Genomic DNA, 24,841 nt, shown 5'->3' on the forward strand with positions numbered 1-24,841 from the left:
AGCAGATCATTTTGGAGGTATTGGGTGAGCGCTATCGGCAAATTTATTCCTAAATCAGGTGCGGAATGTCGGTTATACGCTATTTGGTCAGTATCATGGAGCTGCAACGCATTGAAATGGCGATGCAAACCAGCAATACCATCCACCTTGTCGCAACCAAGCCCTGAGAGCAGAGCCGGGAGTAGTCTCGCAGGCTGGATATCCCGGAGTCGCTGACAAAAACCGGTAAATTTACCGATCCGGTTGAGTTCAGAAGAGCTAAGAAGTTGCTTGAGGTACTGGGTTGCATTGATAATAGTCATGGCTTCGGGCGTGTCGGTTTTTTTTTGCGATTAAATCAGATCACAAACGAAGCCTTTTTTCTATCTATTTCAATTGGTTGTAGCTAAAGATCCTGTACATGTGCACTTTCTATCCGGCAGGCTCCTTCGCACCTGAACAGGCCGTCCCCATCCCTACCAGGCTGGTATTCGATTCGGTGGCTCATGGAGCGGGTTCACGGCACGCCATTCGCTGCGATCGCACACCGGTGGATATTCGCGCCCTCGGAATACAGGACAATCAACCACCGCAGGAGTGGAATGATCCCGTCAACGGTCAGGGCATCACCCGGTTTTACAAGCTGGCGCTGGAATTCGACCTGACCGATCCCATGGTGCAGCGCACCATGGGCGACGAGATGTGGGAAGGCGAGGTGGAACAAAGCGGCACCATCACCATCAAGGGGACCTGGCGCTGACCATGGAGTACAACATGCATCGTCTACTTTGGCCCTTGCTGGGCGGCTTGCTGACCTCACAGGCCGCCGCCCTCGACATCGGCGCCATGACTCTTGCCATGGCGCCAGAGCAGGAGTTCATTACCAGAACCCTGACCAACAACAGTGCTTCACCCAAGCTGTACGACATACAGATAGAAAAAATCAGCGACCCCACGGCCAGAGGCAGAACACTGCCCACCGTCCCCGGTGAGCTGCTGTTTGCCCCCAGGCGCTTCACCCTGCACGCCAGACATGCCCAGAACGTCAAGTTCTACTACAAGGGGCCCGCCGATGACCATGAGCGTTACTACCGCATCACCTTCACCGAGTCACCGGCAGCCCAGGTGGATGAAGGCAGCCAGACGCAGCACCGGGGAACCGTCGAGGTGAAGCTGGCCCTGCAGTCCATCCTGGTAGTGCGCCCGCGTCAGTCACGTTTTGCATACCAGTTGGACCCGGCACAGAGCACCATCACCAATACCGGCAACACCTATTTCGAGTTCATGGTGAAACGGGGCTGCCAGCAGGCGGACAGCGAGGCGGACAGCAAGTACCTGCTGCCCGGGGAGACCTACCACAATCCCGGGATCAATCAACCGGGAAACCAGAAGCTCATCGTCTACCAGTCCCGCTTCATCCCGGTGGGCAAGGATTGCTGGCCAGACTAGGTGCCCGACACCGGACGGTCAGCAATCCCCAGGGTCAGGAGGAGAGCGTCGCCAGCCTGGCCGCAAACCCCATGAAGAAGAGACCGATAAGACCGTTGCCGAGACGGGCCGCCGTCTGGCGCTGACGGAAGAAGCGGGCCATCAGGGTACCGCCGAAGATCAGCAGGGTCAGGTAGACGAAGCTCATCGCTTCCAGCATGCCAGCCAGCACCAGGTAGGAGATCCAGGTGTGGGCATAGCTGAAGTCGATGAACTGCACGAAGAAAGAGACGTAGAACAGGATCGCCTTGGGATTGGTGAGGCTCAGGGTGAGGGCCTTGGTAAAATAGCGCTCACCGGGATCCATCTCGGACGCCGGTCCCGCCTTTTTGGCGATGAAGTTCGCGTGCAGGATCTTCACCCCCAGATAAAGCAGGTAGATGGCGCCCAGATAGCGCACCAGGGTAAACAGCAATGGGGTAGTGCGAATGAGGGACGCGATCCCCAGATAGGCGCAGAAAATGAGGATGGCATCGCCGACGAAGACGCCGAGGGCGGCGCGATAACCCGGGCCTATGCCGCGCACGGCACCGGTTCGCAGCACGTAGAGGGAGTTCGGGCCCGGGGCGATGATGATGAAGAAGAGACCGACCAGATAGGTCCAGACGTTGATGACACCCAGGCTTTCGAACATGTTCCCTCCATGGCGGGTGATGAGCCGGATAACGGCGGCAGGCCTTCTATACTAATCCGCCCCGCGCCAAGCACAAGATCTGACCAGCCATCCACACGCCGTCAGCATGAACGGCCTGCGCGCCACGCGAACGCAATCCGAGAGTTCGCCCACTTTGGTTATGTCCAGATACGCCGGGATAGGGCATGGTAGAGGGAGTGATCCCCCAGCCATGGACAAGACCTTGAGTACCGACACCCCGATCACCGCCCCGCCCGCGGTGGACAACCCGACTACCACCGCTTATCCGGTGATCGCCGCCATCAGCTTCTCGCACCTGTTGAACGACATGATGCAGTCGGTACTGCTGGCCATCTATCCCCTCCTGAAGCTGGGGCTCGATCTGTCGTTCACCCAGATAGGTCTCATCACCCTCACCTACCAGTTCACGGCCTCGCTGCTGCAACCCCTGATCGGCCTCTATACCGACCGCAGACCCATGCCCTACTCCCTGCCTCTGGGCATGGGCTTCACGCTGGTGGGGCTGCTCTACTTGTCGCAGGCAGGCAGCTTTGGCGCCGTGCTGTTGTCGGCCATGCTGATCGGCATGGGCTCCTCCGTCTTCCACCCTGAATCCTCCCGGGTCGCCCGCATGGCGGCCGGCAACCAGCCCGGTCTGGCCCAGTCTCTGTTCCAGATCGGCGGCAATCTGGGATCGGCCATCGGCCCCCTGCTCGCGGCGCTCATCATCGTGCCGAAGGGACAGGGCAGTGCGGCCTGGTTCTCGTTGTTCGCACTCATCGGGGTCATCGTGCTCAGCTTCGTCGGCCGCTGGTCCAGCCACCATGCCGCCAGCTTCCATCGGCGGATGAAGGCCCATGCCGGCACCGGCCTGAGCCGCCGCCAGATTGGCTGGTCACTGGCCATCCTCGGTCTGCTGATGTTCTCCAAGTTCTTCTACATGGCCAGCCTGAGCAGCTATTACACCTTCTACCTGATGGACAAGTTCCACCTGTCGCTGGAGAGCGCCCAGCTCTATCTGTTCGCCTTCCTGTTTGCCGTCGCGGCGGGGACGGTGCTCGGCGGGCCGCTCGGCGATCGCATCGGTCGCAAGCGGGTGATCTGGATCTCCATCCTCGGCGTCGCTCCCTTCACCCTGCTGCTGCCCCACGTCGACCTGTTCTGGACCTCGGTGCTGTCGATCGTCATCGGCCTCATCCTGGCGTCGGCCTTCTCCGCCATCCTGGTCTACGCCCAGGATCTGGTACCCGGCAAGGTCGGCACCATTTCCGGCCTCTTCTTCGGCTTCGCCTTCGGCATGGGAGGGATAGGGGCCGCCCTGCTGGGCAGATTGGCCGATGCCACCAGCATCGAAACCGTCTATCAGGTCTGCGCCTATCTGCCCCTTATTGGCCTGCTGACCGCCTTCCTGCCCAATATCAGGAGAGGCTAGAGGCCAACCGGCAGCCAGCGACCGACCATAAAAAACGCGGCCTGAGCAGGCCGCGTCTGGTTCCATCACTCGGGCCGCCTGACACGGCCCGATCCGCTCGGACTCATCCGCTGAGCCTCTTTGTCAGCAGTACGGCCTCTCCCCCAGCCCGACGACCGGGCCCACTGGAAGTTGTCACCCGAGAGGCCGCTGACGGGACCATTCACAGCAAGGATGCGGCATCCCTCAGCAGTACTGGCCTGCCACCCAGCCCGACGACCAGGCCCACTGGAAATTGTAACCACCGAGCCAGCCGGTCACGTCCACCACTTCGCCGATGAAGTAGAGGCCGGGCACGGTGCGCGCCTCCATGGTCTTGGAGGAGAGCGCGTTGGTATCCACCCCCCCTAAGGTCACTTCGGCGGTGCGATACCCTTCGGTGCCGTTGGGCAGGATCTGCCAATCCCCCAGCAGGGTGGCTACCGCCTCCAGCTCCCGTTCGTTGTACTGGCGCATCGGCTTGCTCACCAGCCATCCCAGCTCCACCAGCTTGTCGACGAAGCGCTTGGGCAGCTCGCGCCCCAGCACGGTTTTCAGCTCCTGGGCAGGATGGGCCTGGGCCCAGGTCTTGAGGGTCTCTGGAATGTCGAGATCCGGCAGCAGGTTGATGTGAATCTTCTCCCCCGCCAGCCAAAAAGAGGAGATCTGCAGGATGGCGGGGCCGGAGAGGCCGCGATGGGTGAACAGCATGGCCTCCTTGAAGCGGGTGCCATCCTCGGCGGTCACCGCCACCGGCAGGCTGACCCCCGCCAGATCGGCGAAGGCCTCCTTGTCGGCCTGATGCAGGGTAAAGGGCACCAGCCCGGCGCGAGTCGGCAGCACGGTGAGGCCGAACTGCTCCGCCAGCTTGAAGCCATAAGGGGTAGCACCGAGTTTCGGCATGGAGAGGCCGCCGGTGGCGACCACCAGCGACGAGCAGGCGATCTCCCCCTTGCTGGTGTCGAGCACGAAGCCTTCATCTGTCTTGCTGACGGTGAGGATCTCGGTCTGGAACTGCAGGGTCACGCCAGCCCAGTCGCACTCGGTCAGCAGGATGTCGACGATATCCTTGGCGCTGTCGTCGCAGAAGAGCTGGCCCAGCGTCTTCTCGTGGTAGTTCAGGCCATGCCTGTCCACCAGATCGATGAAATCCTGCTGGGTATAGCGCGCCAGCGCCGATTTGCAGAAGTGGAGGTTGGCCGAAAGGAAGGCATGGGGACCCACCTGATGATTGGTGAAGTTGCAGCGACCGCCGCCGCTGATGAGGATCTTGCGGCCCGGCTTCTTGGCGTTGTCGAGCACCAGCACGGAGCGACCCCGGTAGCCAGCCTGGGCCGCACACATCAATCCGGCCGCCCCGGCACCGATCACCACCACATCCACCTGTTTCATCATCACTCACCCATCAAAAGAAAAACGGCCCCTTTACCTTAAAGGACCGTCATTGTACCCGGCAGACACCAGCACAGCGGTACAAGGACACCTGCAAATAGAAAACGGCCCCTTTACAAGGGGCCGTCATTGTACTGACTGAACACTAAGTGTCCACGACTATCAGGCGTTGCCGTCCATGATGCTGGCCGGGGCGCCCTTGGCCAGCTCGGCCAGCTCCTTATCGATGAAATAGAGGCCCTTGCCATCCTCGCCCACCAGGCTCAGACGGTCGACGATGCTCTTGAACAGCTTCTCCTCTTCGTGCTGCTCGGCCACGTACCACTGCAGGAAGTTGAAGGTGGAGTAATCCTGGGTGGTGAAGGCGACGTGGGCAAGACCGTTGATGCACTTGGTGATGTGATACTCGTGCTCCAGGGTGGTGCGGAAGATGTCACCCAGGGACTTGAATTCATGGGGAGGCGCTTCGATGGCCCCCAGTACCGGCATGGCGCCGGTCTCGCTCACGTAGGTGAACAGGCGCTCCATGTGCTGGCGCTCCTCGACCGCATGCTGGCGCAGGAAGGTGGCGGCCCCCTCGAAGCCCTTGTCCTCGCACCAGGCGCTCATCTGCAGGTAGAGGTTGGAGGAATAGAATTCAAGATTAATCTGCTCGTTCAACTTCTCGATCATGGCTTTGGCCAACATGATGATTCTCCACTGTGATTTGCCCACGATTGTCGCCACTGTTGCATCCTGACGCAACCAGAGACAACCGACGCACCCCGCAGTTGCGACGACTTTTCACCTCATCCTCTCCCCCATACGGTTATAGAGAAGCAAAGAAACATGGTGTAGGTGACATCAGCCATTATGATGGCGCCATTGGTCGGGGAAAGGATTCAATGAGATTCATAATGGCACTGGCGCTGCTCTGGATGACCCAGTTGCAGGCAGCTCCCTCCTTGCTGAAAGAGGCTGAATTGCAGGCGGCGCGCGATCCCGTCGGCTATCTGCAGCGCCTCGACGCCAGTCCCCAGCAGGATATGGAACTGTTCTACGCCAGGTCCCTGGCCCAGGCAGCCCTTGGCCGCTATCCACAGGCACAGCGCGACAATGCCCGCGCCCGCGGTCTGGCCAATGCCCAGCAGGAGAGCCTTCGCCTGCTCGACTTCCGGTTGCAGCAGATTGCCCTGACCCTGGATGCCGATACGCCGGATCAGGCGCTCGAGCTGCTCACCCAGCTCTGGCCAGCGGTCCGGCATCACCCCAGGCAGGTCTCGGAGTGGCATGCCCTCAACGGGCTCGCCCTCTACCGTACCCAGCAGATGAAAGAGGCGATCCTCGAGCTCAAGACCGCCTATCACCTCAAGCAGAAAGAGCCGAGTTCCATCCTCTCCACCTTGCAGTGCGGCCGTCTGCTGATGACCCTCGGCAACCTCTATGCGGACCTCAATCTCTACCGTGAGGCCGAGACCTATTATCAGGATGCCCTCGGCCAGATGGTGCAGCTCAACGAACCCAACAGCCAGGCCATCATCCGGGCCAACATGGCCAGGCTCTACATCGACATGGGCCAGCCTGCCAGAGCCAGCCAGTTGCTCGATACCCTGCTGGCCACGCCGAGCCTGTCACCCCACTATCGTGCCATCGTCCTCGGCTACCAAGCCATGGTGTTCAACGCACGGGCGGACTGGCACTCAGCCTGGCGCAGCCTGGAGGAGGCACAAGCCATCTATGACAGGCTGGATAGCCCGCAGGCGGCCTCCCGTCTGACCGAGATCCGGGCAAGAACCCTGCTGGGTCGTGGCGAGAAGCAGCTGGCCCTGCAACTGCTGATGGAGCACACCGCCCCTCTCTCCATGGATGGTCGGGCGATGCAGGCCAGGTTGCTGGCCGATCTGGGCCGCTACCCCGAGGCCTACGGGGCCATGACCCGCTACATGCAGTACTACAAGCAGCACTTCAACCAGACCCTGAGCCAGCACGCGGCCGCCTTCCAGGTCGAGATGGATCTGGCTCGCAGCGAGGCCAGCAATCGCGCGCTGCAGCAGGAGAACGAGAACAAGCGCCAGCAACTGCTCTACCAGCAGAGTGCCCGCTACTACCAATTGCTGCTGCTGGTGCTGCTGGCCGTCGCCCTGATCCTGCTCGGACTCACCACCCGCAGGCTCCACCGCAGCTCGCGCCACCTCTACAAGCTCGCCACCTTCGATCAGCTGACCGGGCTGCCCAACCGACGCGCCCTGCTGGAGAGACTGGGCCAGCAGTGGCTGCACGAAACGCCCCTGACCCTGCTCATCATCGACATCGATCACTTCAAGCAGATCAACGACAAGCATGGTCACCAGGCGGGGGATCAGGCTATCCGGCAGTTGGCCAGGGAGCTCAAGAGCTGGGCGCCGGACCAGCAGTTGATCGGGCGCTGGGGCGGGGAAGAATTTCTGGTGGCCATGACCCAGGACGGGGCCACCTGCTGGCGGCTGGCGGAGCAGCTGAGAAGCCGGATCGCCTACCTGGCCGCCCCCCACATGACCATCAGCATCGGAGTGGCGGAACGCTCGACGCAGGATGACAGCCTGAGCCAGCTCATCCATCGGGCCGACATGGCCATGTATCAGGCGAAACGCCAAGGGCGCAACCAGACCGTGCTGGCCCAGTCTCCCCACCTTTCCCCTGAACTGGCCTGCAACGTTGCCTGATTCCCCCTCGTGCGGGTGTCAGGGCGTCAGCTCAGTGAGTGACGCCACGTTCACCGGCGCACCGTAATCCACCCCCGGCAGCTCGAAGCCGTTGAGCTGCATGAACTCCTGGCGCAACCCGGCAAAATCCCCCAGGATGCGGAAGTTCTCCGGCGTCACCTTGGGCCAGAGTGCCGAGACGGCGGCCTGCACCGCTGGCTCAAGCTCGTGGTCATCCATCCGGATCAGCCGGTTGCCATCGGCGACGACCCCTCTGGGCCCGTACATCTTGTCGGCAAACAGCCGCTGCATCTGCTCGATGCAGCCCTCGTGAACACCACGCTCCTTCATCACCCCCATCAACAGGCCCAGATAGACAGGCAGCACCGGAATAAACACGCTCGCCTTGGTCACCAACGCCTTGCAGACCGACACCCAGGCATGACCGCCAATCCCGGCAAGTTGCAGGTTGATGGTCTCGGCGGTGGCGTGCAGGTGCTCCTTGGCATAGCCGATGGTGCCGTCCCGATAGAGGGGATAGGTGGACTCGGGACCGATATAGGAGTAGGCAACGGTCCGGGCGCCGGGGGCCAGGCAATCCGCCTGCTGCAATGCCTGCATCCAGCGCTGCCAGTCCTCGCCCCCCATCACTGTGACGGTGTCGCGGATCTCCTCCGGGGTGGCTGGCACCAGCGACTGCTGCACCAGCGCATCGTGCTCCAGATCCAGCCCCCAGCCTTGCAGCGGCTGGCCTGTGGTCTTGAGCACCGAGCGTACCTGTGTGCCATCCGGCATCACCCTGACTCCGCTCGCCAGCGAATAGACCACCAGATCCACCTGCCCGAGCTGCTGGCGGATGACGTCGATGGCCTGCTGGCGCATGGTGTCGGAGAAGGCATCCCCGATCAGGTTGACGGCGATGCGACCGGCTTGCTCCGCCGCCTGACGAAACCAGATGTTGTTGTACCAGCCAGCACTGCCGAGCCCCTTGTCGGAGGGACCCCGCTCGAACGAGACGCCCAGGGTATCGGCCCCGGCGCCGAAGGTGAGCGCGATCCGGGACGCCAGCCCGAAACCGGACGATGCCCCCAGCACCAGCACCCGTTTCGGCCCGTTGAACGGCCCCGCCGCCCGCACCTGTTCGATCTGTTGCAGCACGGCGGCGCGACAACCCATGGGGTGGCAATTGCGGGCAACACAACCCTGGATCTGGGGATGAATGATCATGAAGGACTCTCCGGTGCATCGGTGGGACATGATAAACGGCCATGACAGCGTCACCCGGTTGCAGGTGAGGAGCCCTGGCCGTTTTGCCAAGGGAACTGGCTACAGCATAACCAAGGGGGGCGGGATTACCTTGATGTCGGACGGGATATGAGCTGGAAGAGGGCAGAAAAACAAAAGGGAGCGCGAGGCTCCCCAAAGCGGTATTCAGATGCTTTTTGTTGTTTTGTGTTCATTGCGAAGCACGGGCACATCCTATTCCCCCACCTTCCCGAGGGCAATAGCACGCCTGTGACCGGCGTCAAACTCCTGTTCAAAATATGCACTCCCCGGCCACCTGCACCTCTACGCCTTCCGGTTCGGGGTCAGGCAAATCCTGAAACTGTGGCGACGATGCCGTTTTAGTTTCAGCAGACATTGGTATAGTGGACCCAGGATCAGTGAGGAGAACTCCCATGAATGGAACCTATTACAAACACGTACTGGCCGCGATCGACCTGTCGGAAGACAACCGCAAGGTGATCGAGAAGGCAGTCGACCGGGCCCGCTCCAACGGCGCCAAGCTGTCGGTGATCCATGTGGATGTGGACCTCAAGGATCTCTACACCGAGATGATCGACATCGACATCGACAACGTGCAGGACCAGGTGATCGCCGAGGCGAAAGAGAAGCTGGAAGCCTTCCTGGCGTCGGTGGACTACCCCATCGAGAAGAAGCTGGTGATCTGCGGCGATTTGAGCGAGCGGGTCAACCAGGCGGTCAGGGATTATCAGATCGACCTGCTGGTGTGCGGCCACCGCCAAAGCTTCTGGAGTCTGCTCACCTCGAGCGCGCGCCAGCTGATGAATACCGTGCCCTGCGATCTGCTGGTCGTCCCCTTGCAGAAGTGACCGAACAGGCGTAGTTTGATTTGCCATGAATATGACCTCATTCAATCACAACTACTGGTGGTGCTGCTCTTAAACAGGCGGCACTGCTTTTCTATGTAATATTTCCCAAAGAAAACACCGTGACCGCCGAGAGGCGGTCATTGTTTTCATCCCTTTGTCGCCTCCCGGCTCACCCAACTGGAGAGAGTGACATGCACAACCCCGTTATCCTGACCGGCGACCGCCCCACCGGCAAACTGCACATCGGCCACTACGTCGGCTCCCTGCGCCAGCGCGTGGCCGCCCAGCACCATTACCGCCAGTTCGTCATGATCGCCGATCTGCAGGCGCTGACCGACAACGGCCACAACCCGGCCAAGGTGACCGATCACGTGCTGGAGGTGATGGCCGACTACCTGGCCGCCGGCCTCGACCCGGCCAGGACCACCTTCTGCCTGCAGAGCGCCCTGCCCGCCCTCGCCGAGCTCACGACCTATTACCTCAACCTGGTCAGCGTCGCCCGGCTGGAGCGAAACCCCACCGTCAAGGCGGAGATCCAGCAAAAAGGGTTCGAGCGCAGCCTGCCGGCCGGCTTCCTGATCTATCCGGTCAGCCAGGCCGCCGACATCACCGCCTTTCGCGCCACCCATGTGCCGGTGGGCGAGGATCAGCTGCCGATGCTGGAGCAGACCAACGAGATAGTGCGTCGCTTCAATACCCTGGTTGGCAAGGAGGTGCTGACCGAGTGCCAGCCCATTCTGAGCGATACCGGCCGCCTGCCCGGCATCGACGGCAAGGCCAAGATGTCAAAGTCCCTTGGCAACACCATCGAACTCGGCATGTCGAGCGACGAGATCAAGCAGGCAGTGTTCGCCATGTACACAGACCCCAACCACCTCAAGGTGAGCGATCCAGGTCAGGTGGAGGGCAATACGGTGTTCGCCTATCTGGATGCCTTCCACCCCGACAAGGCACTGGTGGCCGAGATGAAGGCCCATTACCAGCGCGGTGGTCTGGGGGACATGCGCTGCAAGCAGGTACTCAACGACTGCCTGCAGACCCTGCTCGCTCCGATGCGGGAGCGGCGCGAGGCAGCCATCGCCGACAAGCGCCAGCTGCTGCGCCTGTTGCAGCAGGGCACCGAGCAGGCCCGGGCCCTCACCGACGAGGTGCTGGCCGAGGTGAAGGGTGCGATGGGGCTGGACTACTTCTCCGGATTGGCGTGATCTGCCCCCTGCGGCGCGGGATGGCCGAACGCATCCGCGCCGTAGCGCTCCTTCGCCAGCCGGTGCAACAACCCCTTGAACCAGCCGATCGCCTCGTCATGGGCACTGAGCGGGTGGCCCGCCATCAGGTAGACGATGGGGATGGCGGGTTCCAGCTGGTGCAGGCGCAACGGATAGTGGCGACAGAAGTGGCGCCCGATCATCTCGGGCACCACCACCAGGTAGCGGCCGGTCGCCATCAGCGGCGGTACCGCCATAAAGCTCGGCAGCCTGACCCCCAGCTCCCGCTCCACCCCGAAACGGGCCAGCCAGAGATCCACCATGGCCTGGCTGTGGCCCCAGCTGGAGGTGTGGATATGGGGGCGGCTGACCAGTTCTCCCGGCCCCAGCATGTCGGGCAGGGCGCTGCCAAGGGGCGACAAACAGACCAGCGGATTGCTGAACCACTCCTCGCGCCACAACCGGGGCGAGAGGTGGTTGGCACCGGCAAACCCGATCACCAGATCCAGTTCCCCCTTCTCCAACTCCCGCTCGTAGTCGCTGTCCGCCAGCTCGCACACTTCCAGTCGGCAGTGGGGAGCCTGCTGCACCATCCACTCCACCAGCACCGGCACCAGACCGTGCTCCACCGAGCCCGGGGTGGCGATGCGAAAGATCCGCCGGGCACTTGCCGGGTCGAATCCCTTGGCCTGACGCAGCCCCTGCTCCAGCATGGCCAGCGCCTGGCGCACCGGGCTCGCCAGCGCCTTGGCCCGTTCGGTCGGCATCATCTCGCGCCGGCTCATCACGAACAGGGGGTCATCCAGCGCCTGGCGCAAGCGCCCCAGCGCATGGCTGACGGTGGACTGGGAGAGGTGCAGCCGTTCGGCGGCACGGGTGACGTTGCGCTCCTGCATCAGCATGTCGAACACGGTGAGCAGGTTGAGATCGAGGCGGGAGAGGGGCAGTTCCATCGATATTGGCCATAGTTGAATGACGACAATTCATTTTTGGCATAGTAGCAGATTGCATAGAATGCGCAGGCGAATTACATCGGAGATTCAAATGCGTAGCTATCTGTTGTTGCTGGCGATCGGCCTGTTGTGGGGCTCCCAGTTCATTTTCATGCACCAGGCCGTGGCTGAACTGCCCCCCATCATGGTGGCCGCCGGACGCGCCCTGTGCGGCAGCCTGACCCTGGGTCTGCTCTGCCTGTTCATGCGCCTCAAGAGTGAACACACGCCCTGGCGAACCTATATGCTGATCGCCCTGCTCGACGCCACCATCCCCTTCATCATGGTGGCCTGGGGACAACAGTACGTGGACAGCGCCATCGCGGCCGTGGTCATGGGTTGTATCCCCTTTGTGACCATTCTGGCGGCTCCCTTGTTTATTTCTGGTGAAAGAATCACCAAGGGCGGCCTCGTCTCCGTGATCATCGGCTTCATCGGCGTGCTGGTACTGTTCTGGCCCAAGCTGACCAGCGGCATGAATGCCGGCCTGCTCGGTGCCATGGCCATCCTGTTCGGTGCCAGCTGCTTCGCCATCGGCCTGCTGATGATCAAGCGCTTCGCCAAGGACCATCCTGTGGTCGTGGCCCGCAACATCCTGATCTCCTCAGCCATCCAGCTGCTGCTGGCCGCGCCCTTCGTGGCCGACCTGAGCACCCTCACCCTGCCGAGCCAGCAGGCCATGGGCGCCGTCGCCATGCTGGGGATCTTCTGTACCGGCCTGGTCTACTTCCTCTACATGGCGCTGATCCAGAAGGCGGGCCCGACCTTCGCCTCCTTCAGCAACTACCTGGTGCCGCTGTTCGGCGTCATGCTGGGAGCCCTGTTCCTCGGCGAGCAGATCCAGTCCACCACGGGCGTGGCGCTGGCCCTGATCCTGGGTTCGGTCGCCCTCAACCAGTGGGCACAGCAGCGCCGCCAACAGCGGGAGGCAGCCCTATGTCAGGCATCCTGACCACCCTCTGCGGCGGTCTGGTACTGATAGCCAGCTGGCAGTATCGCCACCGGCTGGCCGGGGTGCTGGGTCTGCTGATGGTGCTGCTGCCCTGGTTCTTCGACAGCAAGCTGCAAGCCATGCTGAACTATGCACTGAATGCCTGAAGACCCTCTCTGCGTGTGTGACGAGAGTGTATCTCTCCTGTTTTTGGGACCGTTTTAACAAAACCTCCGATTTGTCCCCTCTACCGGCGCCCTGCGCCGGTTTTTTTATCTCTGCGCCTCTGGTCCGTAGCGATAACTCAACCGCTCGTTCTTGCGCGGCCCCGTTATCTGCCAGGCGAGCAGGAAACCCTCGCCGGTTTCGGTCAGCTCGGCGCTGTAGTGATCCTGCCCGCACAGGTGAGGCTCGGCCGTGACCCAGTGCCCGTCCCCCCGGGGCAACAGCTCGAACAGCATCACCGGCTGCTCGTAGCGCAGGTGGGAGAGCATGATCCCCCGTGCGGTGCGCTGCCACCAGAAGCGGTTGTGCATGGTCAGCTCCCGGCCATGGGGCGTGGTGTAGCGACCCGTCTCGGCATACAGCCACCCCCCATGGTGATCGGTCACCACCACGGCACCCTCCCCGCGACCGCACCAGTCGGTGGCGGATCCGACCCCGTTGCTCGCCTCGAAGGCAAATGCTCCGATCTGTGACAACCCTTCCCATAAACGCTGGATCGCGCCTTCCAACTCGGCCATCATAGCGCCCTCCAAATTGACAACTGACGACAATTCAATCACATGAACTACTTGATAGGGGTTACCCTGCTCTGGTCCTTCTCCTTCAGCCTGATCGGGGTCTACCTTGCCGGTCAGGTGGATGCCTACTTCTCGGTACTGACCCGCATCGTGCTCGCCAGCCTGGTGTTTCTGCCCTTCCTGCGCCGTCGCTGGCTGCGCCCCGATCTGGTGGCCAAGCTGATGGCCCTCGGTGCCATCCAGCTCGGCATCATGTATCTCTTCTACTACCACTCCTTCCTGCTCTTGACGGTACCGGAAGTGCTGGTGTTCACCATCTTCACCCCCATCTATGTCACCCTGATCCACGACCTGCTGGAAGGGCGCTTCAAGCCTGTCTATCTGTGGGGGGCCCTGCTGGCGGTGCTGGGGGCGGCCGTCATCCGTTTCGACGGCCTGACCGAAAGCTATGTACTGGGATTCCTGGTGGTGCAGGGCGCCAACGTCTGCTTCGCCCTGGGTCAGGTAGGCTACAAGGTGCTGCTGGCCCGGGAGGCTGAGCAGCCGCCCCAGCTGGCGGTGTTCGGCTGCTTCTATCTAGGCGCCCTGGTGATCGCCCTGCCCGCCTGGTGGCTGCTGGGCAAACCTCAATATCCCACCAGCCCCCTGCAATGGGGCATCCTCTTCTGGCTGGGGGTCGGGGCATCCGGGCTCGGCTACTTCCTGTGGAACAAGGGGGCGACCCTGGTCAGCAGCGGCGTGCTGGCCATCATGAACAACGCCTTGATCCCCGCGGGTCTGCTGGTCAATCTGGTGCTCTGGGGAAAGGATACCGACCTGCTCAGGCTCGGTCTGGGCGCCCTGCTGATGCTGGCTTCCCTCTGGGTCTGCCAGCGTCAGCAGGTCAGTGAGCGCTGACTGAAAATCATTGACGCTGATGGGTCCATCGGCGTCAATGGGTTCGCGGACAGTGACTGGCCGTCAGCCGACCACGGCGTTGTGTTCCCGCTTCGCCTGACCGTGGCAGGAGGCCAACCGGGCCAGCAGGTGATCGAGCTGCTCGGCACTCTGGCTCTGCACCAGGCCGATGCTCACGGTCACCGGACGCTGGGGCAGCAGGCTGGCGTCGGCGATCTCAAGACGCAGCCGCTCGGCAATCTCCAGGCCGCTCAACCGATCGGTCTGGGAGAGCATCAGGATGAAGCCGTCTTCGTCCCAACGGGCGAAGGGATCTTCCCGACGCAGCTCGCGGCGCACGATGCGGGCCAGCTTGGCCAGCATGGCGTCGCAGGCCGCCTCCCCGAACAACTGCAGGATCTTGCTGCGGTGATCCACGCTGAACTGCAGCAGACAGAAACTGCCGCTCTCGCTGGCCAGCCGTTCATCCAGCAACAGCTCGAAGTGGCTGCGGCTCTCGAGGCCGGTGAGGGGATCCGTGTCGTGGCGATCCTCCAGGGGCGCCATGGCGGCATCCAGATGGCGAACCACCCCCAGCAGTTGACCCCTTTCGTCACGACGGACCCGTTCCTCCAGCCGGATGTAATGGCCCTGATGGTGCAGGATGCGGTACTCGAGTCGAAGCCCGTTGCTGCGCCCTTGCTGGCAGGCCTCCAGGGCCTCTGCCAGACGGGGAGCATCATCCGGATGTACCCGATCCAGCCAGCCGAGATCCCCCAGCTCGCCCCCCTCCAGACCCAGCAGTTGCAGACAGGAAGGGTCCCGCCTCAGACCCTGCCCGGCCGACCAGGTCCAGATCCCGGCCTCCAACATCGCCATGGCCTGTGCCATCAGCGTCACCTCAAGGGGAGTGGTGACCTCAACCCCGGCAGTCTCATACCTTTCCATCACGCGCCTCGAAACCGGATCTGAATATCTGTCCAAGCAATCACACTCAATAAGTAACATTGGTGCTGGCGCCGAGCAACCGCGCCAGCATCGCTGGCCTCGCACCTCTCGCCCCCGGTGGTCCGCCATCAGGGCCTGCCAGCCTCCAGCTACGAAGTGGAACCCGACGTCACGCCACCTTGCCCTGATAGCCTGCCATCAGGGCCTGCCAGTTCTCCGGCACGAAGTGGAAGCTGGTGTGCAGTTGCGACTCCTTGTTGAAGGAGCGCAGCAACCGCTCCAGGTTGGCCTGCTGCCAGTTGCCGGGGGAGCGGATGGCTCCTTTGTCGAAGTCGATCACCCACACCTTGCCCTCCTTGTCGAGCAGCAGGTTGTGGCTGTTGAGATCCGCATGATAGACCCCTGCATCGTGCAACTGGCGCACCGTTTTGCCTATCTTGTGCCACACCTCACCGGCGATCGGCCCCTGCTTGAGCAGGGCCACCAGATCCTTGGCGCCGCGAATGCGCTCGATCAGGATGTCGGCCCGATAGAAGGGCCCCTGCTTGACCATGCGGGCCGCAAAGGGGCGCGGCACCGGCAGCCCCTGTTCACTCAGGGTCGCCAGCAGACGATATTCAGCCATGGCCCGGCTGCTCTCCACCCCTTCAAACCAGAACCGGTCACGCACCAGCTTGCCCACCATGCCGCCACGGTAGTAGTGACGCAGCACCAAGTGACGGGACTCATCCTTCACGAACCAGGTCACCCCGCGGCCGATGGAAGAGCCCACCACCTGGCGATGGGTCTGCCACCAGACAGGATCGAACAAGGCAGGGGAAGGATCGCGGAAGACTCCGTCGGCATACCAGCAGACCTGGTTGTGGGTGGTGTGTGTCAGCATGATGAGAATTCCGGTCGATAGTGGGGGCAGGGCATCCATTCAGAAAGCCGTGCCGGTCGGGCAACCGGCGCAATTTTACAATCCACAGGGGAGTTTGCATAATGCCATCCATCCATTTTGCCATCGTTGCGCCACATCATGCCGCTGTTCCAAACGCCGCCCTCCTCCATCTGCATCCTGCGGCTCTCCGCCATCGGAGATTGCTGCCACGCGCTGGCGCTGGTGCGCGTCATCCAGCGGGAGTGGCCCCAGACCCGCATCACCTGGATCACCGGCAAGATTGAGGCGACCCTGTTCGCCGATCTGCCGGGGGTCGAGGTCATTCCCTTCGACAAGAGCAAGGGGTGGCGCGGCTATCGCGATCTCTGGCAGACCCTCAAGGGGCGCAGGTTCGATGCCCTGCTCCACCTGCAGGCCGCCATGCGCGCCAGCATCGCCACCCTCGGCATCAAGGCCAAGGTCAAACTCGGGTTTGATCGGGAGCGCGCCAGCGACGGTCAGTGGTTGTTCACCAACCATCGGGTCCCCTCACCCGCCTCCCCCCACGTGCTGGACGGCTTTCTCGCCTTCGCCAAAGAGCTCGGGATAAAAGATCTGACCCCGGACTGGCAACTGCCCATCAGCGCCGAGCACCAGACCTGGGCCCGGGAGAAGGTGGGTGGTAAGCCGACCCTGCTCATCTGCGCCGCTGCCAGCAAGGCATTCAAGAATTGGACTGCCGCCGGCTACGCCGCGCTGGCGGATCACGCCGCAGACAAGGGCTTTCAGGTCTATCTGTGCGGCGGACCGGCCAGGCTGGAGCGGGATCTCGCCGCCGAGATCCAGCGCCTCAGCCAGAGCAAGCCGGAAGATTTGGTGGGGCAGACCAGCCTCAAGCAATTGCTGGCGCTGATTGGCGAGGCGAGCCTGGTGCTGGCCCCGGATACCGGCCCTGCCCACATGGCTACCCTGGTGGGGACACCCGTGATCGGCCTCTACGCCCACCACAACCCCGCCCGTACCGGCCCCTATCTGTGCCGGGATTATCTGGTCAGCGTCTATCAGGAACTGATTGAGCAGGAGACCGGCAAGCCGCTGGCCGAGCTCGGCTGGCGCACCCGCCTCAAGGATCCTGACGCCATGGCCAAGATAAGCCGCGAGCGGGTCATCGCCGCCTTCGACCGCCTCTGTACCGACAAGCATCTTCTACCGACCCAGGGCAACTCGGAAATTCCGAGCCATGAGGCAGGGATAATCTGATGGCCCTCCCCCGGCACCGGAGGCAGAATGACGGCCAATGTGGGTAACGCTCCCGCAGCAAGCTACGAATATTTTGATCGGCTGGAATATGATTCCGGCCGTTTTTTTATCCGCCCCCATCTGCTAACATTCGCCGCCTTTACATCCTCCTGGCTCTGATTCTTCCGCGTATTGCGAGCAACCGTCTCCCTGTCGGGCACAAGACGGCGGCCTCTGCTACAACCAAAGCGCGGCTCATCGTTTAAAGGTACAGACATGGCGCAACAAGGCACTCTCTACATCATCTCCTCCCCGAGCGGGGCCGGTAAGTCCAGTCTGCTCAACGCCTTGCTGACCAAACACAACAGCGCAGGCAAGATGCAGCTGTCGGTCTCCCACACCACCCGCGCCAGCCGTCCCGGCGAACAGCACGGGGTGCACTACCACTTCGTGCAGGTGGAGACCTTCAAGGAGCTGATCGAGCGCGGCGACTTTCTGGAGTGGGCCGAGGTGTTCGGCAACTACTACGGCACCTCCCGCGCCGCCATCGAGGCCTGCCTGGCTCAGGGGATCGACGTCTTCCTCGACATCGACTGGCAGGGGGCCCGCCAGATCCGCGAACTGATGCCGACCAAGTCCATCTTCATCCTGCCCCCCAGCCGCGAGGAGCTGGAGCGCCGCCTGATCGGCCGTGGCCAGGACAGTGCCGAGGTGATCAGGGGCCGGATGGAGAAAGCCATTGCCGAAATGGTGCACTATGACGAATATGACTATGTCATCATCAATGAAGACTTTGAACAGGCACTGTTCCAGCTCAGGGCCATCATAGAGTGCCAGCGCCTGGAAATGCGTCAGCAACAGCAGGCCCAGCAAAACTTGCTGAAACAGCTACTGGCAGAGTAAGCCAAAAACAAGTAAACTTTTGCGTCATTTTTAAACACCGCTTTTTCAATCACAGAAAGCCCAAACACTGGAGTCCCGCATGGCCCGCGTTACTGTAGAAGATGCTGTAAAACAGGTAGGTAACCGTTTTGACCTGGTGCTGGTCGCCGCGCGCCGCGCTCGTCAAATCGCGGTACAAGGCAAGGATCCCCTGGTCGACGAAGAGAACGACAAGCCGACCGTGATCGCCCTGCGCGAGATCGAACTGGGTCTGGTCAACAACCAGGTGATGGATACTCAGGACCGCTACGAGCAGCAAGAGCAGGAAGCCGCTGAGCTGGCTGCCGTTGCTGCCATCGCAGAAGGTCGCGGCTAAGTCAGTCGCTTCCCATAGTCGGCGCCCGCCCGGGTGCCGGCTGTTCTCCCCATTTACAACCGCTCGAAAACCTCGCAAACTCGAGGGCATACCCTCAATTTCACGGATTGCCGTTTAACCGCTGCGGGGACTGTCTTGTATTTATTTGAAAATCTTAAAGAAATAGCCAGTTCCTACCTGCCACCCGAGCAGGTTGAGAAGCTCAGGCAAGCCTATGTGGTAGCCCGCGACGCTCACCAGGGACAGATGCGTTCCAGTGGTGAACCCTACATCACTCATCCCGTTGCCGTGGCCCGCATCCTGGGCGACATGCGCCTCGATCACGAAACCCTGATGGCCGCCGTGCTGCACGACGTCATCGAAGATACCCCTGTCACCAAGGACGACCTTGCCGAGCAGTTTGGCAACGCCGTCGCCGAGCTGGTCTCCGGTGTCTCCAAGCTCGACAAGCTGAAGTTCCGCGATCGCAAGGAAGCCCAGGTCGAGAACTTCCGCAAGATGATGATGGCCATGACCCAGGACATCCGGGTCATCCTGATCAAGCTGGCCGACCGCACTCACAACATGCGTACCCTCGGCTCCTTGCGACCGGACAAGCGTCGCCGCATCGCCCGGGAAACCCTCGAGATTTTCGCCCCCATCGCCAACCGCCTCGGTATTCACACCATGAAGAACGAGCTGGAAGAGCTCGGCTTCGAGGCGCTCTACCCCATGCGCTCCCGGGTACTGCGGGAATCGGTACGCCGCGCCCGTGGCAACCGGCGCGAGATCATCGACTCCATCCAGAGCGAGATTGAGGGGCGTCTGCGGGAAGCCGGTATCGATGCCCAGGTAAGCGGACGCGAGAAGAACCTGTTCTCCATCTACAACAAGATGGAGAAGAAAGAACTGCAATTCCACGAAGTGATGGATATCTATGCTTTCAGAGTGAGAGTGAAAGACATAGACACCTGCTACCGGGTGCTTGGGCAGATGCACAGCCTCTACAAGCCTCGCCCCGGTCGCTTCAAGGACTACATCGCCATCCCCAAGACCAACGGCTACCAGTCCCTGCACACCTCCCTGGTGGGCCCCCACGGGGTACCGGTGGAGGTGCAGATCCGCACCGAGTTCATGGACCAGATGGCCGACAAGGGCGTCGCCGCCCACTGGGCCTACAAGCAGGATGGGGACAGCTCGGGCACCACGGCCCAGATCCGCGCCCAGCGCTGGATGCAGAGCCTGCTGGAGCTGCAACAGAGCGCCGGCAGCTCCTTCGAGTTCATCGAGGGGGTCAAGACCGACCTCTTCCCCGACGAGATCTACGTCTTCACACCGGAAGGCCGCATCATGGAGCTGCCCGCCGGCGCCACCCCGGTGGACTTCGCCTACACGGTGCACACCGACATCGGTCACGCCTGCGTCGGCTCCCGGGTCGACCGCCACCCCTATCCGCTGAGCAGCCCGCTGCACTCCGGTCAGACGGTGGAGATCATCACGGCCCCCGGCGCCCGTCCGAACGCAGCCTGGCTCAACTTCGTGGTGACCACCAAGGCGCGCTCCAAGATCCGCCAGTTCCTCAAGAACCTGCGCACCGAAGAGTCCGTGGTGCTGGGCCGCCGCCTGCTCAACCATGCCCTCGGCGCCAAGAATATCGAAGACATCCCGGAAGCCCGCGTCAAGCAGGTGCTGGCCGACACCAAACACGAGAATCTGCAGGGGCTGCTGGCCGACGTGGGCCTTGGCAACGCCATGAGCGTCATGGTGGCCCGCCGCATGCTCGGGGATGAGCTGCCGCCGGAAGAGCAGCCCAAATCCACCAGCAAGAAGATGCCGATCAAGGGGGCCGACGGCATGCTGGTCACCTTCGCCAACTGCTGCCGCCCCATCCCGGGGGATGCCATCATCGCCCACATCAGCCCGGGCAAGGGACTGGTGATCCACCAGGAGTCCTGCCGCAACATCAAGGGCTACAGCCGCGAACCGGACAAATACCTGCCGGTGCAGTGGGAGGTGGACAAGGAGCAGGAGCAGGAATTCCGCACCGGCATCAGCATCGAGATCGTCAACCACCAGGGCGCCCTGGCGGAGCTGGCCAACGTGATTGCCGCCACCGGCGCCAATATCCACGCCATCAGCACCGAGGAGAAGGATGGCCGGGTCTATGTGGTCACCCTGCTCATCACCACCAAGAGCCGGATCCACCTCGCCAACATCATGCGCAAGATCCGGGTCATGCCCAACGTGCTCAGGGTGAGCCGACAGAAAAACTGAACACAGGCGGCGCAAGCCGCCTGCTGCTTTTCAAGAGATACCCAGGGCCCCATGCCGCAGGCCACCAGCCTTGTTGCATACACCGGCCTCACGACATAGAAACCGACATGACTCCTGAACGCTTCAAACGCATTTCCGACATGCTGGCCCAGCGCCAGCTCGACCTGACCGTCTGCATGGAAGAGGTTCATAAACCTCACAACCTGGCCGCCATCGTGCGCACCGCCGATGCCATCGGCATCCACCGGGTGCACGCGGTCTGGCCCAAGAGCTGGATCCACAAGCGCAAGGGCACTGCCCGCGGCAGCCAGAACTGGGTGGACGTGAAGCTGCACCCGGACATCGGCAGCGCGGTGGCCGAACTCAAGGCCTCCGGCATGCAGATCCTGGCGACCCACCTCTCCGACAGCTCGGTGGACTTTCGTGCCATCGACTACACCAAACCCACCGCCATCCTGGTGGGCCAGGAGAAGCACGGCATCGGCGAAGAGGCGCTGGCCCTGGCCGATCACCATATCGTCATCCCCATGGTAGGCATGGTGCAGTCCCTCAACGTCTCGGTGGCCGCCGCCGCCATCCTTTACGAGGCCCAGCGCCAGCGCGAACTGGCCGGCTGTTATCAGCGCGGCTGTCCACTCAGCCTGGAAGAGCAGAACACCATCTTGTTCGAGGGGGGCTATCCCGTCTATGCCCAGCTCTGCAAGGAGAAAGAGATGCCCTACCCCCAGCTCGGTCCGGCCGGCGAGATCCTGGCGGACGAACGCTGGTGGCAGCAGATGCAGCTGACCCGCAAAGGATGGGCCGCACAACAGGAAGAAGATGAATGGCAGGATCAGTGATGGAAAATCCGTTCGGCAGCTGGCTGGAATCCCAGGTCATACGGGATCATCTGACCAACCCCAATATCGAGGCCGGGGAGTACAGCTATTACTCCGGCTACTACCACGGCAAGCCGTTCGAGGATCATTGCGTACGCTACCTGCTCGGCGATGGCTCGACGCGGGAGTCCTGGGACAGTGGCCAATGGGGTAAGGAAGTTGACCGCCTGATCATCGGCAAGTTCTGCTCCATCACCTCCGGCGCCACCTTCATGCTGGCGGGCAACCAGGGTCACCGGATGGACTGGGTTTCCACCTTCCCCTTCGATGCTGCCCGCTTCGGTGATGGCGTGCAGGACGGTTTTCTGCGCAAGGGAGACACCCGGATCGGCAACGATGTCTGGATCGGCTCGGAAGCCATGATCATGCCCGGCATCACCATCGGCGATGGCGCCGTCATTGCCACCCGGGCCGTGGTCACCCGGGATGTGGCCCCCTACTCTATAGTGGGCGGCAACCCGGCCAGGCCGATCCGCCCCCGCTTTGACGAGGAGCAGGTCGCCATGCTGCAAGCCATGCAGTGGTGGGACTGGCCGCTGCCCCGCCTGCAAGCCGCCATGCCCCTGCTCTGCTCGAACGACATCACTGCGCTCTACCACCACTGGCGCGAGGAGCTTGCCCGATGAAACCTGCCTCCCTTTCCCTGCTGGCCCTGACCCTGTTTTCTGCCGGAGCCCTTGCCGTGAGCAATCCTTACCAGCTGACCACTGAAGCCGACGTCCCCGCCCTCTATCAGCAGACCCTGCCCGACTTCTGGCGCCAGCATGCCGTCGAGGGGGAGTTCAAGGGCAAGGACGGGGTCACCCTCCGCTATGCCGCCCTGCGCCAACCCAAGATCGATCGCGCCATCCTCATCGTCAACGGCCGGGTCGAGAGCTACCTCAAGTATCAGGAGCTGGCCTGGGATCTCTGGCGCCAGGGTTACAGCCTCTACCTCATCGATCATCGCGGCCAGGGAATGTCAGACCGCATGCTGGCCGACAAAGAGAAGGGGTATGTCGACCAGTTCGACGACTATGTCGCCGATCTCAAACAGTTTCATGACGAAGTGATTGTACCGGACAAGCCTGCCAAGCTGTTCCTGCTGGCCCACTCCATGGGGGGGGCCATCTCGGCCCGCTATCTGGAACGCTGGCCAAACGACATCCAGGCGGCGGTACTCTCCTCCCCCATGATGGGCATCAACCTCGGCGGCCTGCCCAAGTGGCTGGCCAAGGGGTTGGCGGCCACCATCGGCACGGTCGGCGGCTGGGTGGGCGAGCCCCCCTACGGCCCGGGTCAGGGACCCTATGAGGATCACGGCTTTGCCGACAACGAGCTGACCCACAGCACGGCGCGTTATGAGGCCTTCCGCCAGATCTACGAACAGCATCCCCAGGTCAGGCTGGGGGGTGCCACCGCCCACTGGATCCATCAGGCCATCACAGGGTCGGACGCGGCCGTAGCCGACGCCGGCGCCATCAAGACGCCGCTGCTGCTACTGCAGGCCGGCGAGGACAGCGTGGTGGACAACGCCGCCCAGGAGGCCTTCTGCGCCAAGGCCCAATGTGAAGGGAGCAAGCCGCTGCGCATCGAAGGGGCCTGGCACGAGCTCTTCATCGAGGCGGATCCCCAGCGCCAGGCCGCGCTCAATGCAACCCTGGCCTTCTTCGCGCGCTACTGACGCGACCAGAAGGGGCTGGTTATTTTTTGGATCCCTAAATAAATGGGGTGACGGCAGACGCTGGGGTACACTCCCCCGGCGTTCAATTGAAGTCGAGGTAATGATGTTCAAGGTAGTTGTGTCCGATCTCGATGGTACCCTGCTCAACGGGCAGCACCAGATCTCCTCCCGCACACGGGATACCCTGCACCGCCTGGTCGATCAGGGCGTCAAGTTCGTGGTCGCCACCGGCCGTCATCATGTGGATGTGCGCAGCATCCGCGATGCACTGGGGCTGGATATCTACCTCATTACCTCCAACGGCGCCGTAGTACACGACAAGCAGGATCAGCTGGTCTACAACCAGGCGCTACCGAGCACGGTGGCGGCCGAGCTGATCGCCATGGAACGCGACCCGTCCATCCACATCAACGTCTACTACGGCGACGAGTGGCTGGTGGAAGAGGAGCTGCCCTGGTTGCTGAAGTTCCATCACGACTCCGGCTTCAGCTACCGTCTGGCGGATCTGGCCAACCACCCGAAGGACAGGGTCAACAAGGTGTTCTACATCGGCGACCACGACAAGCTGCTGAAGATAGAGGCGCACCTCAACCAGCAATATGGTGATCGGATCAACGTCACCTTCTCCCTGCCTGACTGCCTCGAGGTGATGCACGCCGGCGTGCACAAGGGCAATGCCGTGCGCGCCGTGCTGGAGCAGCACGGGCTGGAGATGTCCCAGGCCGTGGCCTTCGGCGATGGCATGAACGACTTCGAGATGCTGAGCATGGTGGGCCGTGGTGTGGTCATGGGCAACGCCCACGATCGCCTCAAGCAGGCCCTGCCAGAGCATGAACAGACCCTCACTTCCGATGAAGATGGCGTTGCCGTCTATCTGGAGAAACTGTTCGCCTCCCAGACCCGCTGATAAGGCATCCCCATCGCGGATAGAAAAAGGGTGGCCACATGGGCCTAATGCCAGTCAGTTAAGCCTGACTGGCATTGTTTTTACTAGGTTTTCTCGTCGCATACTTCTGTGGTTTGGCTTTGATGCACCTTGGGTAACTTCGTTCTCGGCGGGCGGGTAACTTGAACTGCTCTGCCTGTTTGTCCAACTCAGCGACACGCCCTGGAACCATGCCCGGTGACACAAACGGCAGGCAACTGAGTTCATGCAGCAGATACACCGATGCCATGTGAAAGCTCAACTGGCTGGCCGTATAGCCCTTTAAGCTCGCCGCCATCCTAACCATCTGATATCTCAGTAGGTTATAGGCCAATACCAAGCCCCATAGCT

26 protein-coding genes and 2 pseudogenes are annotated in these 24,841 nt (G+C 62.0%); 18 read left to right on the forward strand and 10 right to left on the reverse strand.

The window, feature by feature from the left end; genetic code table 11:
* Positions 1–302 (reverse strand): annotated as a pseudogene (locus OKC30_RS09995) (hypothetical protein); the annotation flags it as partial.
* Between the two features lie 98 nt (positions 303–400).
* On the opposite strand from OKC30_RS09995, the gene OKC30_RS10000 reads away from it, so the two are divergent.
* On the forward strand, positions 401–739 hold the full coding sequence (locus OKC30_RS10000; protein ID WP_270666466.1) for a hypothetical protein: 339 nt from the start codon (positions 401–403) through the stop codon (positions 737–739).
* A 14-nt stretch (positions 740–753) separates the two neighbouring features.
* Positions 754–1,428: a fimbria/pilus periplasmic chaperone gene (locus OKC30_RS10005; protein ID WP_270663880.1), complete on the forward strand. Its 675-nt coding sequence runs from the start codon at positions 754–756 to the stop codon at positions 1,426–1,428.
* A gap of 34 nt (positions 1,429–1,462) precedes the next feature.
* On the opposite strand, the gene leuE is transcribed toward OKC30_RS10005, so the two are convergent.
* Positions 1,463–2,101 (reverse strand): leucine efflux protein LeuE, encoded by a 639-nt coding sequence (gene leuE, locus OKC30_RS10010; RefSeq protein WP_010672336.1) that lies wholly within the window; start codon positions 2,099–2,101, stop codon positions 1,463–1,465.
* A 211-nt stretch (positions 2,102–2,312) separates the two neighbouring features.
* On the opposite strand from leuE, the gene OKC30_RS10015 reads away from it, so the two are divergent.
* Complete coding sequence (locus OKC30_RS10015) at positions 2,313–3,533, forward strand: MFS transporter (protein WP_042016178.1); 1,221 nt, start codon at positions 2,313–2,315, stop codon at positions 3,531–3,533.
* A 225-nt stretch (positions 3,534–3,758) separates the two neighbouring features.
* On the opposite strand, the gene OKC30_RS10020 is transcribed toward OKC30_RS10015, so the two are convergent.
* Both OKC30_RS10020 and ftnA read right to left on the reverse strand, forming a co-directional pair.
* Complete coding sequence (locus OKC30_RS10020; protein ID WP_042882115.1) at positions 3,759–4,943, reverse strand: NAD(P)/FAD-dependent oxidoreductase; 1,185 nt, start codon at positions 4,941–4,943, stop codon at positions 3,759–3,761.
* Positions 4,944–5,105: 162 nt separating this feature from the next.
* Complete coding sequence (gene ftnA, locus OKC30_RS10025; protein ID WP_010672333.1) at positions 5,106–5,630, reverse strand: non-heme ferritin; 525 nt, start codon at positions 5,628–5,630, stop codon at positions 5,106–5,108.
* Positions 5,631–5,839: 209 nt separating this feature from the next.
* Between ftnA and OKC30_RS10030 the strand changes: the two genes are divergently transcribed.
* A complete protein-coding gene (locus OKC30_RS10030; RefSeq protein WP_042882114.1) occupies positions 5,840–7,624 on the forward strand; it encodes a GGDEF domain-containing protein in 1,785 nt (594 codons plus the stop codon).
* 18 nt (positions 7,625–7,642) lie between these two features.
* Here OKC30_RS10030 and fabV read toward each other — a convergent pair whose 3' ends face one another.
* A complete protein-coding gene (fabV, locus tag OKC30_RS10035) occupies positions 7,643–8,830 on the reverse strand; it encodes an enoyl-ACP reductase FabV (protein ID WP_042882112.1) in 1,188 nt (395 codons plus the stop codon).
* A 452-nt stretch (positions 8,831–9,282) separates the two neighbouring features.
* Here fabV and OKC30_RS10040 point away from each other — a divergent pair, with 452 nt between their 5' ends.
* Together OKC30_RS10040 and trpS are read left to right on the forward strand one after the other, a co-directional pair.
* Positions 9,283–9,717 carry a universal stress protein gene (locus OKC30_RS10040; protein ID WP_042882110.1) on the forward strand — a complete coding sequence of 145 codons (435 nt, stop codon included), beginning with the start codon at positions 9,283–9,285 and terminating at the stop codon, positions 9,715–9,717.
* A gap of 191 nt (positions 9,718–9,908) precedes the next feature.
* Positions 9,909–10,922: a tryptophan--tRNA ligase gene (gene trpS / locus OKC30_RS10045; RefSeq protein ID WP_042882108.1), complete on the forward strand. Its 1,014-nt coding sequence runs from the start codon at positions 9,909–9,911 to the stop codon at positions 10,920–10,922.
* On the opposite strand, the gene OKC30_RS10050 is transcribed toward trpS, so the two are convergent.
* Positions 10,901–11,875, reverse strand: coding sequence for a LysR family transcriptional regulator (locus OKC30_RS10050; RefSeq protein ID WP_052815372.1), 975 nt, complete (start codon positions 11,873–11,875; stop codon positions 10,901–10,903). The two genes, trpS and OKC30_RS10050, sit on opposite strands and share 22 nt — an antisense overlap.
* A gap of 91 nt (positions 11,876–11,966) precedes the next feature.
* Here OKC30_RS10050 and OKC30_RS10055 point away from each other — a divergent pair, with 91 nt between their 5' ends.
* The gene (locus OKC30_RS10055; RefSeq protein ID WP_045522666.1) at positions 11,967–12,866 is read left to right on the forward strand and encodes a DMT family transporter; all 900 of its coding nucleotides are present in this window, start codon (positions 11,967–11,969) and stop codon (positions 12,864–12,866) included.
* Positions 12,851–13,012, forward strand: coding sequence for a hypothetical protein (locus OKC30_RS10060; RefSeq protein WP_080989928.1), 162 nt, complete (start codon positions 12,851–12,853; stop codon positions 13,010–13,012). The genes OKC30_RS10055 and OKC30_RS10060 overlap by 16 nt, the downstream gene beginning before the upstream one ends.
* Before the next feature lie 105 nt (positions 13,013–13,117).
* On the opposite strand, the gene OKC30_RS10065 is transcribed toward OKC30_RS10060, so the two are convergent.
* On the reverse strand, positions 13,118–13,588 hold the full coding sequence (locus tag OKC30_RS10065; protein WP_039040696.1) for a DUF6314 family protein: 471 nt from the start codon (positions 13,586–13,588) through the stop codon (positions 13,118–13,120).
* Positions 13,589–13,630: 42 nt separating this feature from the next.
* Between OKC30_RS10065 and OKC30_RS10070 the strand changes: the two genes are divergently transcribed.
* Positions 13,631–14,485 (forward strand): DMT family transporter, encoded by an 855-nt coding sequence (locus OKC30_RS10070; protein WP_042016171.1) that lies wholly within the window; start codon positions 13,631–13,633, stop codon positions 14,483–14,485.
* 63 nt (positions 14,486–14,548) lie between these two features.
* Here OKC30_RS10070 and OKC30_RS10075 read toward each other — a convergent pair whose 3' ends face one another.
* Both OKC30_RS10075 and OKC30_RS10080 read right to left on the reverse strand, forming a co-directional pair.
* A complete protein-coding gene (locus tag OKC30_RS10075; protein WP_042864659.1) occupies positions 14,549–15,412 on the reverse strand; it encodes a GGDEF domain-containing protein in 864 nt (287 codons plus the stop codon).
* Positions 15,413–15,581: 169 nt separating this feature from the next.
* Positions 15,582–16,295, reverse strand: a complete 714-nt coding sequence (locus tag OKC30_RS10080; protein ID WP_010672321.1) for a 3-deoxy-D-manno-octulosonic acid kinase — start codon at positions 16,293–16,295, stop codon at positions 15,582–15,584.
* Between the two features lie 138 nt (positions 16,296–16,433).
* Here OKC30_RS10080 and OKC30_RS10085 point away from each other — a divergent pair, with 138 nt between their 5' ends.
* The 9 genes from OKC30_RS10085 to OKC30_RS10125 all read left to right on the forward strand — a co-directional run bounded on the left by OKC30_RS10085 (position 16,434) and on the right by OKC30_RS10125 (position 24,472).
* Positions 16,434–17,534, forward strand: a complete 1,101-nt coding sequence (locus tag OKC30_RS10085; RefSeq protein ID WP_042882119.1) for a glycosyltransferase family 9 protein — start codon at positions 16,434–16,436, stop codon at positions 17,532–17,534.
* Between the two features lie 27 nt (positions 17,535–17,561).
* Positions 17,562–17,693, forward strand: a complete 132-nt coding sequence (locus OKC30_RS10090; protein ID WP_080989930.1) for a guanylate kinase — start codon at positions 17,562–17,564, stop codon at positions 17,691–17,693.
* A 96-nt stretch (positions 17,694–17,789) separates the two neighbouring features.
* Entirely contained in the window at positions 17,790–18,416 is a 627-nt protein-coding gene (gene gmk, locus OKC30_RS10095; protein WP_052815373.1) for a guanylate kinase, read from the forward strand.
* Positions 18,417–18,495: 79 nt separating this feature from the next.
* The gene (gene rpoZ, locus OKC30_RS10100; protein WP_005307060.1) at positions 18,496–18,771 is read left to right on the forward strand and encodes a DNA-directed RNA polymerase subunit omega; all 276 of its coding nucleotides are present in this window, start codon (positions 18,496–18,498) and stop codon (positions 18,769–18,771) included.
* A 135-nt stretch (positions 18,772–18,906) separates the two neighbouring features.
* Entirely contained in the window at positions 18,907–21,024 is a 2,118-nt protein-coding gene (gene spoT, locus OKC30_RS10105) for a bifunctional GTP diphosphokinase/guanosine-3',5'-bis pyrophosphate 3'-pyrophosphohydrolase (protein WP_039040667.1), read from the forward strand.
* Positions 21,025–21,131: 107 nt separating this feature from the next.
* Positions 21,132–21,863, forward strand: a complete 732-nt coding sequence (trmH, locus tag OKC30_RS10110; protein WP_052815375.1) for a tRNA (guanosine(18)-2'-O)-methyltransferase TrmH — start codon at positions 21,132–21,134, stop codon at positions 21,861–21,863.
* Positions 21,863–22,528, forward strand: coding sequence for a CatB-related O-acetyltransferase (locus OKC30_RS10115; RefSeq protein ID WP_052815376.1), 666 nt, complete (start codon positions 21,863–21,865; stop codon positions 22,526–22,528). The genes trmH and OKC30_RS10115 overlap by 1 nt, the downstream gene beginning before the upstream one ends.
* On the forward strand, positions 22,525–23,565 hold the full coding sequence (locus OKC30_RS10120; protein ID WP_052815377.1) for an alpha/beta fold hydrolase: 1,041 nt from the start codon (positions 22,525–22,527) through the stop codon (positions 23,563–23,565). The genes OKC30_RS10115 and OKC30_RS10120 overlap by 4 nt, the downstream gene beginning before the upstream one ends.
* Positions 23,566–23,668: 103 nt before the next feature.
* Entirely contained in the window at positions 23,669–24,472 is an 804-nt protein-coding gene (locus tag OKC30_RS10125; protein WP_041212340.1) for a Cof-type HAD-IIB family hydrolase, read from the forward strand.
* A gap of 58 nt (positions 24,473–24,530) precedes the next feature.
* Here the strand turns inward: OKC30_RS10125 and OKC30_RS10130 are convergent.
* Positions 24,531–24,841 (reverse strand): annotated as a pseudogene (locus OKC30_RS10130) (IS4 family transposase); the annotation flags it as partial.

The sequence above is a fragment of the Aeromonas sp. QDB18 genome (assembly GCF_027705325.1).
Lineage (GTDB): Bacteria > Pseudomonadota > Gammaproteobacteria > Enterobacterales > Aeromonadaceae > Aeromonas > Aeromonas caviae.

Bases quoted from the DNA above. Each gene is read 5' to 3' on its own strand.
- OKC30_RS10000 (WP_270666466.1), top strand. From the start codon at position 401: ATGTGCACTTTCTATCCGGCAGGCTCCTTCGCACCTGAACAGGCCGTC.
- OKC30_RS10005 (WP_270663880.1), top strand. From the start codon at position 754: ATGCATCGTCTACTTTGGCCCTTGCTGGGCGGCTTGCTGACCTCACAG.
- leuE (WP_010672336.1), bottom strand. From the start codon at position 2,101: ATGTTCGAAAGCCTGGGTGTCATCAACGTCTGGACCTATCTGGTCGGT.
- OKC30_RS10015 (WP_042016178.1), top strand. From the start codon at position 2,313: ATGGACAAGACCTTGAGTACCGACACCCCGATCACCGCCCCGCCCGCG.
- OKC30_RS10020 (WP_042882115.1), bottom strand. From the start codon at position 4,943: ATGAAACAGGTGGATGTGGTGGTGATCGGTGCCGGGGCGGCCGGATTG.
- ftnA (WP_010672333.1), bottom strand. From the start codon at position 5,630: ATGTTGGCCAAAGCCATGATCGAGAAGTTGAACGAGCAGATTAATCTT.
- OKC30_RS10030 (WP_042882114.1), top strand. From the start codon at position 5,840: ATGGCACTGGCGCTGCTCTGGATGACCCAGTTGCAGGCAGCTCCCTCC.
- fabV (WP_042882112.1), bottom strand. From the start codon at position 8,830: ATGATCATTCATCCCCAGATCCAGGGTTGTGTTGCCCGCAATTGCCAC.
- OKC30_RS10040 (WP_042882110.1), top strand. From the start codon at position 9,283: ATGAATGGAACCTATTACAAACACGTACTGGCCGCGATCGACCTGTCG.
- trpS (WP_042882108.1), top strand. From the start codon at position 9,909: ATGCACAACCCCGTTATCCTGACCGGCGACCGCCCCACCGGCAAACTG.
- OKC30_RS10050 (WP_052815372.1), bottom strand. From the start codon at position 11,875: ATGGAACTGCCCCTCTCCCGCCTCGATCTCAACCTGCTCACCGTGTTC.
- OKC30_RS10055 (WP_045522666.1), top strand. From the start codon at position 11,967: ATGCGTAGCTATCTGTTGTTGCTGGCGATCGGCCTGTTGTGGGGCTCC.
- OKC30_RS10060 (WP_080989928.1), top strand. From the start codon at position 12,851: ATGTCAGGCATCCTGACCACCCTCTGCGGCGGTCTGGTACTGATAGCC.
- OKC30_RS10065 (WP_039040696.1), bottom strand. From the start codon at position 13,588: ATGGCCGAGTTGGAAGGCGCGATCCAGCGTTTATGGGAAGGGTTGTCA.
- OKC30_RS10070 (WP_042016171.1), top strand. From the start codon at position 13,631: ATGAACTACTTGATAGGGGTTACCCTGCTCTGGTCCTTCTCCTTCAGC.
- OKC30_RS10075 (WP_042864659.1), bottom strand. From the start codon at position 15,412: ATGGAAAGGTATGAGACTGCCGGGGTTGAGGTCACCACTCCCCTTGAG.
- OKC30_RS10080 (WP_010672321.1), bottom strand. From the start codon at position 16,295: ATGCTGACACACACCACCCACAACCAGGTCTGCTGGTATGCCGACGGA.
- OKC30_RS10085 (WP_042882119.1), top strand. From the start codon at position 16,434: ATGCCGCTGTTCCAAACGCCGCCCTCCTCCATCTGCATCCTGCGGCTC.
- OKC30_RS10090 (WP_080989930.1), top strand. From the start codon at position 17,562: ATGACGGCCAATGTGGGTAACGCTCCCGCAGCAAGCTACGAATATTTT.
- gmk (WP_052815373.1), top strand. From the start codon at position 17,790: ATGGCGCAACAAGGCACTCTCTACATCATCTCCTCCCCGAGCGGGGCC.
- rpoZ (WP_005307060.1), top strand. From the start codon at position 18,496: ATGGCCCGCGTTACTGTAGAAGATGCTGTAAAACAGGTAGGTAACCGT.
- trmH (WP_052815375.1), top strand. From the start codon at position 21,132: ATGACTCCTGAACGCTTCAAACGCATTTCCGACATGCTGGCCCAGCGC.
- OKC30_RS10115 (WP_052815376.1), top strand. From the start codon at position 21,863: ATGGAAAATCCGTTCGGCAGCTGGCTGGAATCCCAGGTCATACGGGAT.
- OKC30_RS10120 (WP_052815377.1), top strand. From the start codon at position 22,525: ATGAAACCTGCCTCCCTTTCCCTGCTGGCCCTGACCCTGTTTTCTGCC.
- OKC30_RS10125 (WP_041212340.1), top strand. From the start codon at position 23,669: ATGTTCAAGGTAGTTGTGTCCGATCTCGATGGTACCCTGCTCAACGGG.